12 protein-coding genes are annotated in these 12,335 nt (G+C 59.6%); 2 read left to right on the top strand and 10 right to left on the bottom strand.

Features of this window, described 5'->3' with window-relative positions; genetic code table 11:
* Positions 1-44: 44 nt before the first annotated feature.
* From JNO48_05845 to JNO48_05825, 5 genes are all read right to left on the bottom strand, one after another.
* Positions 45-698 carry a VWA domain-containing protein gene (locus JNO48_05845; GenBank protein ID QTE69420.1) on the bottom strand — a complete coding sequence of 218 codons (654 nt, stop codon included), beginning with the start codon at positions 696-698 and terminating at the stop codon, positions 45-47.
* Positions 699-800: 102 nt separating this feature from the next.
* Positions 801-1,919 carry an O-acetyl-ADP-ribose deacetylase gene (locus JNO48_05840; GenBank protein QTE69419.1) on the bottom strand — a complete coding sequence of 373 codons (1,119 nt, stop codon included), beginning with the start codon at positions 1,917-1,919 and terminating at the stop codon, positions 801-803.
* Between the two features lie 127 nt (positions 1,920-2,046).
* On the bottom strand, positions 2,047-2,964 hold the full coding sequence (locus JNO48_05835) for a hypothetical protein (GenBank protein ID QTE69418.1): 918 nt from the start codon (positions 2,962-2,964) through the stop codon (positions 2,047-2,049).
* Between the two features lie 194 nt (positions 2,965-3,158).
* On the bottom strand, positions 3,159-3,401 hold the full coding sequence (locus JNO48_05830) for a GlsB/YeaQ/YmgE family stress response membrane protein (protein ID QTE69417.1): 243 nt from the start codon (positions 3,399-3,401) through the stop codon (positions 3,159-3,161).
* A gap of 16 nt (positions 3,402-3,417) precedes the next feature.
* A complete protein-coding gene (locus JNO48_05825; GenBank protein QTE69416.1) occupies positions 3,418-3,957 on the bottom strand; it encodes an NADH peroxidase in 540 nt (179 codons plus the stop codon).
* Positions 3,958-4,114: 157 nt separating this feature from the next.
* Between JNO48_05825 and JNO48_05820 the strand changes: the two genes are divergently transcribed.
* Positions 4,115-4,741 carry a formate/nitrite transporter family protein gene (locus tag JNO48_05820; protein QTE69415.1) on the top strand — a complete coding sequence of 209 codons (627 nt, stop codon included), beginning with the start codon at positions 4,115-4,117 and terminating at the stop codon, positions 4,739-4,741.
* A 63-nt stretch (positions 4,742-4,804) separates the two neighbouring features.
* Here the strand turns inward: JNO48_05820 and JNO48_05815 are convergent, their stop codons facing one another.
* From JNO48_05815 to JNO48_05795, 5 genes are all read right to left on the bottom strand, one after another.
* Positions 4,805-5,929 (bottom strand): DUF3048 C-terminal domain-containing protein, encoded by a 1,125-nt coding sequence (locus tag JNO48_05815; GenBank protein ID QTE69414.1) that lies wholly within the window; start codon positions 5,927-5,929, stop codon positions 4,805-4,807.
* A 133-nt stretch (positions 5,930-6,062) separates the two neighbouring features.
* Positions 6,063-7,013 (bottom strand): prolipoprotein diacylglyceryl transferase, encoded by a 951-nt coding sequence (locus JNO48_05810; GenBank protein ID QTE69413.1) that lies wholly within the window; start codon positions 7,011-7,013, stop codon positions 6,063-6,065.
* Positions 7,014-7,048: 35 nt separating this feature from the next.
* The gene (locus tag JNO48_05805) at positions 7,049-8,029 is read right to left on the bottom strand and encodes a phosphodiester glycosidase family protein (GenBank protein QTE69412.1); all 981 of its coding nucleotides are present in this window, start codon (positions 8,027-8,029) and stop codon (positions 7,049-7,051) included.
* Positions 8,030-8,038: 9 nt separating this feature from the next.
* Positions 8,039-9,922 (bottom strand): CapA family protein, encoded by a 1,884-nt coding sequence (locus tag JNO48_05800; protein QTE69411.1) that lies wholly within the window; start codon positions 9,920-9,922, stop codon positions 8,039-8,041.
* A 76-nt stretch (positions 9,923-9,998) separates the two neighbouring features.
* On the bottom strand, positions 9,999-10,832 hold the full coding sequence (locus tag JNO48_05795; protein QTE69410.1) for an alpha/beta hydrolase: 834 nt from the start codon (positions 10,830-10,832) through the stop codon (positions 9,999-10,001).
* A gap of 179 nt (positions 10,833-11,011) precedes the next feature.
* Between JNO48_05795 and JNO48_05790 the strand changes: the two genes are divergently transcribed.
* Positions 11,012-12,334, top strand: a complete 1,323-nt coding sequence (locus tag JNO48_05790; GenBank protein QTE69409.1) for a glycosyltransferase family 2 protein — start codon at positions 11,012-11,014, stop codon at positions 12,332-12,334.
* Position 12,335 lies beyond the last annotated feature (1 nt).

Genomic DNA, 12,335 nt, shown 5'->3' with positions numbered 1-12,335 from the left:
CGAAACCGAAAAAAAGCGCGGACAGTCCTGTCCGCGCCGCCGGATTACCGGCGGGGTTTCCGGCTTTTGTAATCCTTCTCAATCGAGCTTTTCCAGTCCGCGCCGAGCGGCGCGCTGCGGCGGACACTGCAGACCGCCTCGCTGAGCGCCTGGTAATTCAGCTTTACGCCGATTTCATCATTGTGGAAATTGACGGCCCGGTCCTGCCCGATGCCCATGCGGGCGGCGGTTTCCACCGCGTCGATATTGGCGCCGAGGAACAGGAATTCCCAGCCGTACTTTTCCTTCTGCCGCTGCACCATTGCCTTGACCTCATCGCTGGAATACCGGTTGGAGGCATTCTCCATCCCGTCCGTGGTGATGATGAAGACGGTGTGTTCCGGCACATCCTCTTCCCGGGCATACTTATGGACGTTGCCGATGTGGTGGATCGCCCCGCCGATCGCGTCGACCAGGGCGGTGCATCCGCCGACGAAATACTGCCGCTCCGTCAGCGGCTCCACCTTCCGGATATCCACCCGGTCGTGGATGACGGCGCTTTCATTGTCAAAGAGGACCGTGGAAACCAGGGCTTCGCCATTTTCGCCTTTCTGCCGCTGGATCATGCTGTTGAAACCGCCGATGGTATCCTTTTCCAGGCCGGCCATGGAGCCGCTCCGGTCCAGGATGAAGACCATTTCTGTCAGATTCTTCTTCATGGAAATTCCTCCTTCCGCTTTCTGCAGGGGCCGCCCTGCAGCATGAGTGTAGCAGAAGGAGGAATCCCGGGGGTCGCTTCGGAAGCGACAAATGAAAGTCCCTCAGGAGAGGGATCCCAGCAGCTTCTGGTCGAATTCGAAAAGCGCCTCGTTAATCTGGTATATATCGTAATTTCCGTGCCGGATGAAATATTCGACGATCAGGTCGGATTTGCTGCTGTGCGACAGGGAGAAGCCGGCTTTCATCAGCATTTCCCGGGTTTCCTCCAGCGGGAGCTCCAGCGCGACGGCGAAGGCCAGCACGGTGGTTTTTCCGGGCCGGTAGTCCGGCACATTCTTGATCTTGTTGAACAGCTTCCGGTCGATATTCGCCCGCTTATAGCATTCCGCATCGGTGATCCCGCGTTCGTCGATTTTCCGCAGCAGCATATCCCGGAAGCCTTCGTCGATTTGCCTTACAAATGACTTCAGGTCCTCCGGCATGGAAAGGCATTCGGCGGTATCCGCCTCAAACGATATGGACGGTTTCGGCCGGGCTTCCTTTTCTTTTTTTCGCGGAGCAAGGATGGACCACCGCCGCTTCCCTTTGGCATTCTCCAACGGTGCGGAATCGGGGGCGCCGTATGCGGGCATCGCTTCCGTGTATGAGATATTGCAGGATTTGCGCCGGGATTCCATTTCCTCGTAATCCGGGCCGACGTACGCGTCATCAATGAACGCCCGGATATCCGCGTACAGCTTTTGGCTGATCGCGAATGAATTCCGGTCGTAGATGACCAGGAAAACCTGCATGTCATGATCCGCCAGGAAATCCCGGATGGTACCGGTCGCGACCTCCAGCGCCTGGTCCTTCGGGTATCCGTAGACCCCGGAGGAGATCAGCGGAAAGGCGACGGATTCACAGCCGGCCTCCTCCGCAAGCCGGAGCGATTCCCGGTAGCAGGAGGCCAGCAGGCCGGCCTCCCCATGGGTGCCGCCCCGCCAGACGGGACCGACGGTATGGATGACGAACCGGCAGGGAAGGCGGTAGCCCCGGGTCATTTTGGCCTGCCCGGTCCGGCAGCCGTTCAGGGTGCGGCATTCCGCCAGCAGCTCCGGTCCGGCGGCCGCGTGGATCGCGCCGTCCACTCCCCCGCCGCCCAGCAGGGAAGGATTGGCGGCATTGACGATGGCATCCACCTGCATCCGGGTGATATCATTGCGGACAATTTCAAACGGCATCGCTTTTCTCCCTTCGTCCGGCATTTTCAGTTGGATCACAAATTCAAATCATTATACCAAAAATCCCGGAACGCTGTAAACGTTCCGGGATTCAGGCACTGAATTCAGTTTCTTCGCATCTGTCCTGTCAGGCGGCCGAACGGGCCGGGAAGAACCGTTCCTTCAGGAGCCGGAGGATCTTCCAGCGCTGTTTCGGCAGCATCCGCTTATCGAGCTTGTTGACAAACGCTTCGGCCGGATCTGCCGGATTGTAGTAGACGGGGACGGCCCGGCCGACGAACGCGTCCTTCCCGTATTTCCGGATGGTTTTCAGGTCGATATCCGCGCGGGCTTCATACGGGATTTCATCAATCGCATACTCCACGCGGGCCAGGTATTCGGTAACCGGATCGCCGTCCAGGTCCAGGTGGGTTTCCCCGATGATCTGTATAACTTTTCCGGAAACCAGCGCGGATTCCCGGCGGCGCGTCGCGGAACGGCGGGCGGAAACCCGGATCCGGTGCGCGAAGAATGCGACGATCAGCGCGATGATGATCCCCGTCAGGATCCATGTATCGACGGTCGCAATGCCGTTTTCAATGTCCACCAGGACCTGGAAAACCATGCCGGTCACAATGATTCCCAGAAGGACCCGGATGACGACGGCGGCGGCGTGCGCGGGTTTGGAAGGCCGGAAGGTGAACCAGCGTTCCAGCAGGAGCAGGATCACCAGCGCCAGCACCGCGATGACGATCGCCAGGATGGGCATCAGGGGATGGCCGCCCGGCAGACCGGTATACTGGATGAGTGCGGTGACCAGGATCCAGAATATGCCCACGGAGAATACCAGGAACGAAGGACGCTTCCGGCGGATGACCGCATATACGCCCCAGTTCAGCCCGACCGCGGCGAGCACTGCCAGGAGGATCATCCAGGCGGCCGGATCCGAAGCCAGGACGGCGTTCCGGACCGGCCGGGCCAGGAACACCAGGAGCAGGAGGGGCGCCAGCACATAGAAGGCCAGCCGGATCAGCTGCGGTATCCTTTTCTTCATGTCGGTTTTCATACTTCCTCCTGTCTGCTTCGTTTTCTGCTGCTTTTCTGGAAATGATTGTACAGGCAAAATGAAAAAAGGTACATATATATTTTGGAGAAATAGAGGTTTTTATTTTGCTCCGGGACCGGATCCGCCGGGAATCACGCAATCAAAAAGGAACCCTTCCAGCCGGAAGGGTTCCCGGGATGCGTACTCGGATGTGCTTATTTGCCCAGTTTCCGGACCAGCCATACGACCAGGCAGGAGCCGCCGATGGCGAGGATAATGCTGGAAATCCAGCCGTCGCCGATCCCGATCAGGTTTCCGATGAATCCGCCGACGAGACCGCCGACGATTCCCAGCAGCGCGTTCCGCAGGAAGCCCTGGGAGCTGCCGTTCATGATCTTGTTGGCGGCGAAACCGCACAGGGCGCCGATGCACAGGGAGACCAGCAGGTGAATCAACATTTTTTATGTCCTCCAGTTATTTGAAATACCGATCCAGCAGGCCTTTGAAGGCTTTGCCGTGCCGGGCTTCATCGCGGGCCATTTCATGCACGGTGTCGTGGATGGCATCCAGACCGAGCTCCTTGGCCTTCTTGGCCAGGTCGGTCTTGCCCTGGGTGGCGCCGTTTTCGGCTTCCACGCGGACGCGCAGGTTTTCCTTGGTGCTGGGGGAGACGACCTCGCCCAGCAGCTCGGCGAACTTCGCGGCGTGCTCGGCTTCCTCAAACGCGGCGGTCTTCCAGTATTCGGCAATTTCCGGATAGCCTTCCCGGGCAGCGGCGCGGCCCATGGCCAGGTACATGCCGACTTCCGTGCATTCGCCTTCGAAGTTGGCGCGCAGGCCGGCCTTGATCTCTTCCGGCACATCCTTGGCGACGCCGATCACATGCTCGGCTGCCCAGGTCATTTCGCCTTCCTGCTTGATGAATTTGGAACCGGGAACCTTACATACCGGGCACTTTTCAGGCGGTTCGGGTCCTTCATGAACATACCCGCATACGGGACATACCCACTTCATATTCGTTACCTCCGATATTAAATTTGCTTTCCTCTGAAGCATACCGTCATTATATCATTCCGGTTTGGGAAAAGCAAACGGGAACGAAATAATCTTGCGAAAAAGGGAAAAGCCGGTATAATGCAGGGGGAGAAAAAGAACGGAGGAGCGGACAGGTATGGTGAAGACCGGAAAAACGTTTATCCTGGGCGTGCTGGCCGGAATCAGCATTTCCCTTGGCGGCACGGTTTATCTGCTTTCAGCGGACAAAACGGTGGGAGCCCTGCTGTTCTCGGTCGGGCTGTTCTGCGTATGTGTGTTCGGATTCAACCTGTTTACCGGGAAGGTCTGTTACGTACTGGACAATGACGCGGGATACGCCCTTATGCTGCCGGTGATCTGGACCGGCAACCTGGTCGGTGCGGTATGCACCGCCCTGCTGGAATCGCTGACCCGGATGGGGCCGGCCCTTGCGGAAAAAGCCGCCGCCGCGTCGGAGGCAAAGCTGGCTCAGTCCCCGCTGAGCGCGCTGATCCTGGCGGTTTTCTGCAATATCATGATCTACATTGCCGTGGAAGGATACAAAACCATCCCGCACGAGCTGGGGAAGTACCTGGCAATCCTGTTCGGCGTGATCGTGTTTATCCTGTGCGGCTTTGAGCACTGCGTCGCCAACATGTATTACTTTACGATGGGTGCCGCGTGGAGCTGGAAGGCGGCCGGATACCTGCTGCTGATGACGGCCGGAAACGCCCTGGGCGGGGTGGTCATTCCGCTGCTGCGCCGGCTGGCGAAGCAGGCGTAAACTGCTTCGGGAGATACGAAAAGCGGGCATCCTCATGGATGCCCGCTTGCTGTTTTGGCCGGATTATTCGTAGGAGATGACGCAGCGGCTGTCGTTGACAATGAAGAAGGTTTTGCCGCGCTGGAGCTTCAGCTCGTTCCCCTCGTCGTCGATGAGGACCAGCCGGCCCATCAGTTCATCCCGGTACCAGGCGCCCTTGATATAGCGGCCGCTCTGGAAGATATCGGCCTGGCCGCTGCCGGTATAATTGCCCTCCGTATAGGAGTACCAGGTGCCGTACGCGTTCTGGCTCTTGAAGGGAATCCGCAGGACAATGACGTTGCTGAAGGTCAGCATGTTTTCCGTTGCCCGGTCATAGTTGAAATCGACGTTGTTCTTTTCCGCCTTGCCCATCAGGGACTGGCGGAAGTAGCAGTTGATTCCCTCCTGGTAGTAGAAGGCACAGTTGGAAGCCTTGTTGGACGTTTTGTGGTCGTTGTTCTCATAGAACCGCGCGTTGATGACATTGGCGGTTTCCCCGCGGGTGAGCGGTTCATCCGTGAAGAGGAATGGGCGCTGCTCGAACTGCAGGCCGTCCGCAAGGGCCTTTTCATGGATCTTCCTGATGAATACCAGCAGGTTATGCGGAGCGGCAACCTCACTGGAACGTTCCTTCAGGGAATCGTTGCCGTTCATGTCGTACCACCGGCCGGACGTGGTGGTCATGCCCCACTGCCGCCGCCAGTATTCCACATTGACGGGAAGCTTGTCGCCCGCATCAATCGGGGGCGCGCCGGCCGCGATGAAAACGGCGCCGAACATGTTCGCGATGGGCAGGAAAGCCATCCGGGCGGAACGGCTGCCGCCGGCTTTTTCCGGGAATTCGGTGGTGTACAGGGCCAGCAGCTTGTTGTTGCCGGTGCCCTGGTTCGGCACCTGGAAGATCGCGCTGGCGGATTCCACACCCCAGTGCGGATAGGCGATTTCAGATCCGTCCAGCACCTGCAGGATCGGCGTATAGGCTTCCCCGTTGGTGGGCAGGCCGGTCACCGGGTCCACTCCGTCGATGACGGGATTGTTGGCGGTAAAAGCGGGCTTGGAAACTTTCAGCTTCATATCCGGCTCGATGGCGGTTTCCGCGGCGGCCAGGGGCGCGCAGGCGGTGAAAACCATGATCACCAGCAGAAGCAGTGCAGTCAATTTCTTCATAATCGATTGACCTCCTTTTCTTTCATGGAACGCTGCCCGGAAGCAGGGTCCGCATGAATACCTGCCCATTATACGATAAGCCGGGGAATAAGTCAACAAAAGTGCAACGAATTTGTAACAATTCCTTCACGATTTACAGCTGCGCTGCCGGTTTCCGGAAAACCAGGCGCCAGGTGACAACCCCCATCATGGCGCTTGCCGCGGCCATGATGGCATAGCAGCTCCAGATCGGAAGGGCGGGCAGTTTGTCCTTGGCGAATTCCATGCCGATGACGATCCCGATGCCGAGCAGGAAAAGAATGAGATAAACCCAGTCCTTCCGGTCCGGGCCGTGCCGGCGGACCAGCGCCGCGGCAATCAGGCCGGCCAGCACCAGCGCGGCCGTCAGCTGGGAAACCCGGACAAAGGACCAGACCAGGTACTGGTCCCGGCGCAGGCTTTCACAGACAATCTGCGTCGCGGAATACAGGATCAGGAACATCCGGGCCTTTCCGCCGCCGGAACGCCGGGAAACCAACAGGAGTACCAGGATGATGAGCGCGATCAGGCCTTCCAGCATGAAGATGGCCCAGTATCCTTCCTCCCACTCATTGAACACCGCGAAGGGGAAACGGCAGAATACGGAATCGGAATCCACGCCCATGCCGATTCCCTGCCCGGTGAACGGATACTCGGCGAAGCGGCATACCGCAATGACGAGCGCGGCCGGAGCGGCGCAGGCATCAAACAGGACGGAGCACGGTTCCTTCGCGATCCGGGAGGTCAGGACCACCGCGATCGCGCAGCCCAGGACAGCGCCCCACAGGCCGTAACCGCCTTCCCAGAGGCGGAGGATGCTGTCCAGCCCGGCCGCCTCATACCAGTACCAGTCGCCCGCGACATGGAACAGCTTGGCAAATACCAGCCCGAGAGGCAGCATCAGGACGGCGAGCGTACTGACGGTCCCGTTTTTCAGCTTTCCGCGGGCCGTCCAGCCCAGCAGCAGGAGGCCGCAGGCAATTGCGGCGACCACACAGACCGCATAGGGCATGACGGAGAGTTCCGTATCCCCGACCGGGATTGTCCACAGGGGCATCTGTTCCAAGGGGAAAGCATCTCCTTTCCAAAGGGGCCGGCGGATTATTCGGCCGCGGGTTCCGCGGTTTCAGCCGGCGCATCCGGGATATAGGCGGAGGCAAAGTACAGGATGTCCACGATCTCCCGCCGGGCGCTGCGGTTCGGGCAGTTGACCTTCTCGCCGAGGAACAGCATGCTGGAGGAAGCGCCGCCGTCGAGGTTGTAAGCCTGCTGGACGCCTTCCTGGGAGGAAACCAGGTCCGCAAACTGCTCCAGCGTCATGCCGGTGGAGCCGGGATCGTCCGGCCCTTCGCAGCAGATGCACATGTATTCCAGCGGGCCGGTCTGGCAGATGGCCATCCGCTGGGTGTTCTTGGTCGGGCCGTTATTGGTGTTCGGGAAATCGCTCTGCCGGACCCCGTCGATCACCAGGGCGGGGCCGAAGGTGAAGGAGTTGACGATGTTTTCCGCCAGCGGCTCGTACGCCTCCAGGTCCGCCATGACGGCCGACTTGAGGATATGCAGGTCACCGGCTTTGTCAATCAGCAGGACGTCGAACTGGATGCTTCCGTTGTAGGACAGGTTCCGGTCGCTCCTCGGTACGTACCACGCGCGCCCCTGCCGGATGGTGATGCCGGTGTTGCGGCGCTTGGTGAAATAGTCGCCGTTGATGGCCAGGACCGCGTTGGCCCGTTTGGCCAGCCGGTCGCACCGGACTTCCGATGAATTGCCGTAGCTTCCGGACATCATGGAACGGATCTGGGTGGCGTTCGCGATTTTCACCCGGGCAAGCATATAATTGGTGTCATACATCCGCCCGGTTTCGAAGGTGACGGAGATGGAAGGATCGGAATATTCCGTATCTGAAATCCGGCCGCTTTCCTGCGGGACCGGGATCGCATCCGGGACTTTGGCCAGCTTTGTTTCCGCATCCATGGGGATATCAATGATTTCCGCCCAGCCCACATGGGTGGCGGAGGGGACCAGGAACAGGAAGCAGAACAGCAGCAGGAGGATCACAAGGGCTTTCAGTACGTTCTTCATGGCGGCTCCTTAAATTTCCGGTATGATCATACCATTCTCATCAAACATAATACGTCCGGTCTCGAGAAAATATTCCGGGGGATTCTCACATTTGGCCGGGACATTCCTTACGGTCAGGATTTTGAAGGTCTTCCGGATCTCCGTTTCATCGGTCAGCACAACGGGACGGTAATCCCCGCTGCCGGACGTCTGGCAGGGAACGACCTCGATCCCGGACAGGACCGCGCCGTCCCCGGATTTCCGGTAAGTGAACCGGAAGATGCCGGTGTGCGGATCCACTTTCGACATGGTGCCGAAGGTGAAATTCCCGGTGGAGAACATGATCGGTTTTCCCTGGTAGAAGAGCATGGGCTGCAGGACGTGGGGATGGTGGCCGTAGATCACGTCCGCCCCGCCGTCGATGAGCTGTTTGGCCATGGTGACCTGCCCGGCGGACTGGGTGAGGTAGGTTTCCCGCCCCCAGTGCAGGCTGACGATGACGATATCGCAGCCGTTCTCTTCCTTCAGCTTCCGGATGCGCTTGATCAGGTTCGGGGTATCGCCGCTCTGGGGGTAGGTCATTCCGACAAAGCCGAAACGGATGCCGTTGACATCCCGGACGAGCAGGTCGTCAAAGCCGTTGGCCATACCGTAGGAGACGGAGCCGAAACGCGCGATTCCCGCCTCATCGAGGACGGCCAGGCTGTCGAGGTATCCCTGGCGCAGGTAATCCATGCAGTGGTTGTTGACCGTGTTGACGACCTCGATGCTGCCTTCCAGCAGGATATTCACATGATCCGGCGCGGCCCGCAGGGGGTACATGATGTCCTTGTGCTTGTTCTGCTCCGTCAGCACCACTTCCAGGTTGGCAATCGTCAGGTCATCGGATGCCAGGTATTCCTTCACCAGCGAAAACGGCCAGGCATAACCTTCCCGGTCCACCACGGAATGGTAGGAGTTTTCGGACTTGATGGTCCGGTATCCGTCGCCGATGGAACAGTCCCCGATGAAGGACAGGAGCGCCGTGCCTTCGGACGCGGGTTCCGGGACCGGGGTTTCTGCGGGCTCCGCCGGGAGCGGGGATTCCGGGACGGATTCATCCGGGACCGGCGCATCCGCCGGCGCTTCCGGGGCCGGGGTAACCGCGGGCCCGGCATCCGTACAGGCCAGGATCCAGGGATCGTTCCGGGTGCCGGCTCCGCCGACAATCCGGACCCGGTTCAGGTCCAGCCGGACGGCCAGCCGCAGGCCGGCCACCTTGGTATTGGTATAGGCGCCCCAGCTGATATGGCCGTTAAAGCCGACCAGGCCGAACTTGAAATCGGTCGGGTTTTTGATGGCGATGCACCACCAGGGGCTTTTTCCGTTGGCACTCTCTACATACAGGCCTTTTGAACGGGCATACGGCGTGCTGACCGCCTGCCGCTCCGGGTGGGCGTTGATCTCTTCGCCCCAGGGATTGCGGGAGAAACCGTAGGCCGGATCGAGGCACTCATCCCGCGTCAAGGGACGAAGCGTACCGAGCTCCGGATCGGAAACCAGCGCTTCGCGCAGGGGATCGCCGCCCATCAGGGTGTCCAGCATTTCGGAATTGATCCAGGGGAACAGGTCGCTTTCGGCGTAGGTGCTGATCCGGCGGAAAGAATGCTTTTCAATGACTTTCGGGTCTGTTTCGAAGATGACCTGCTTCACGTCGATCACGTTTTCCATATGCAGCAGGGCTGTCCCGTCCCCGATGCCCAGGATGCGCCAGAGCACCGGGCGGACGGTCCCGTCCGCCTCGTACGGATACTCACCGAGATTCACATACTGGTATCCCTCGCCTTTGACGTACCCGCGCATTTCTTCCCCCAGGACTGCGGCGGGAAGCAGGAGCAGGACTGTGAGCAGCAGGGAGAGCAGGGTTTTCCGCATTCGAAAATCTCCTATCATTTCACCGGACAAAACCGAAAATCATCAACACTTATTTTATGAAAACCGCCGCGGGTTGTCAACGCGGCGCGGGTTTCTTTGGCGTTTGGGACGGGGCGGCAAAACGGGCCGCGTAATGCTCGCACAGCTTCCGCTTGGCGGTCTTCGCGTTCCGGGTCCAGAAGAAGACGTCAAACCCGTGGAAATCGCCGTGATACACGTCGACCGCCGCGTCCACGCCGGCTTCCTGCAGGTTCCGGATATAGGTCCGGGTTTCATCCAGGAACGGTTCCCCGTCCAGCACATAGGTATAGGCCGGGGGAAGCCCGGTATAGTCGGTCTCCCGGGAAGGGGAAGCGTATTTCGGCACCGACGGGGAGCCGTACAGGTCTCCCAGATAATGCTTCCAGCCCCAGTGGTTGCGCCGGGTATTCCAGTTGCGGCCGTGGTTGTCCCGGGAGGACGGGGTATCAAAGCAGTCCAGCATCGGATACAGCGGGATCTGGTATGCGACGGGAATCCGGCCTTTGTCCCGCGCGTAAAGGCAGACGGCGGCCGCCAGCCCGCCGCCGGCGCTTTCGCCGCCGACGATCAGCTGGTCCCGCCGGATGCCCAGCTCCTCCGCATGGTCCGCCATGTATTCCAGGGCGGTATAGCAGTCCTCCAGCGCGGCCGGGTAGGGTTTTTTCCAGGCCAGGCGGTATCCGGGTGAAACCACCACGGCGCCGTACTTCCGCGCGAGCATCCGGCCGCAGGAGCCGTAGACCATGGCGGCCATGCCGGTCATGTATCCGCCGCCGTGGATCCAGAGGATGCCCGGAACCGGCCCATCCTGCCTGGCGGGGCGGAGGATGATCAGCTTCTGGTGCCCGGTGCGGGCGGGGATATGGCGGATTTCCCGAATCAGTCTCATACAGATGTCCTTTCTTCCGGTGCAGAACGCACATACGCAAGTATACCGTACAAATAAGGAAAAAACAATTGCCGAACGGGCACCAACCTTGACAAAAAAAAGCATGTGGTGTTTAATACCTCCGTTGTGTTTTTTGGATGGGACGGAGCGGGTGCTCCGTGAGTGGAGGAGGAACCACAGTGTCTGTATTGAAAACGATCCTGCAGATCATTGGCGGATTCACGGGCCTGTACCTGGCCGGGATGATGATCTACCAGCTGATTCTGGGATTTTTCGGATTCGGAAAGAGAACCAAGGACTATGAGGACCATGATCCGGAATCCCGGTTCCTGGTGCTCGTGCCGGCCCATAACGAAGAAAAGGTCATCCGGGATATTGTGCAGAACCTGCAGGAGATGGATTATCCGAAGGAACTGTATGACTTTTACATCATCGCGGACAACTGCACGGACCGGACGGCGGACGTCGTGCGGGAGCTGGGCGCGAACGTGATTGAGACGCGGAAGGAAAGCCCGGACGCGCCGACCGGAAAGCCGATCGCCCTGCGCAAGGCGCTGGAAGCGATCGGGGATTACCGCAGCCGGTATGACCTGATGATGATTTTTGACGCGGACAACCTGATTGACACCAACATGTTCCGCGAGGTGAACAGCCAGTACCTGGACAAGGACAAGCCGGACTTCATCCAGTGCTACCTGGGCGCGAAGAACAAGAAGGGCATTGTGGCCTGGTTCTACTACACCGGCTACACGCTGACCAACCGCTTCTTCGACCTGGCCAAGCACCGGCTGGGGCTGAACTGCGCGATCGGCGGAACGGGCTTCGCCATGTCGACCGCCTACCTGCATGAACGGGGCGGCTGGACCACGCGCTCCCTGACGGAAGACTTCGAGATCCAGGTGGAGGCGACGCTGGAAGGCCGGCGGATCCTCTGGAACCACAACACGCGCGTGTATGACGAAAAGCCCACCTCCATGCGGGCATCCATCCGACAGAAGATCCGCTGGGGCCAGGGACACTGGTTTGTGGCCCTGAGCAACACCGGAAAGCTGTTCGCTTCGGTGCTGACGGGCAGGATCAGCGTCGGGGAATTCCTGAGCCTGCTGACGTATATGTACAGCATTACCACGTACATCGCCGCGGCGGTCCAGCTGGTGGTCAGCATCGCGCTGGCGCTGATGTCCCCGGGAGAACCGATGTTCACTTTTTCACTGGATACGACGCTCTTCGGACTGGGGCTGTTTGTTTACAGCTATATGTTCCTGTTCTATTATGCCGACCGGAAGGACAACAATATCCGGTTCAGCCTCCGGACGCTCCCGGTGATGGTCGGCGGGTTTGCCGCCAGCTCCATCGTGGGCGTGTTCAACCAGGTGGTCGGCCTGCTGCGCTGGCGTGACCAGCTGCACTGGGTCAAGACGGAGCACGCGATCGACGCCGATGACGAGCAGATCCGGAATATCGCCCCCGTTCACCACAAGGTGAAGGTCAAGGCCGCATAAT

The organism is Clostridiales bacterium (genome assembly GCA_017569285.1).
Taxonomy (GTDB): domain Bacteria; phylum Bacillota; class Clostridia; order Christensenellales; family Aristaeellaceae; genus Aristaeella.
Note: the sequence above shows the minus strand (reverse complement) of the source record. Positions and strands in the feature narration are given on the sequence as shown.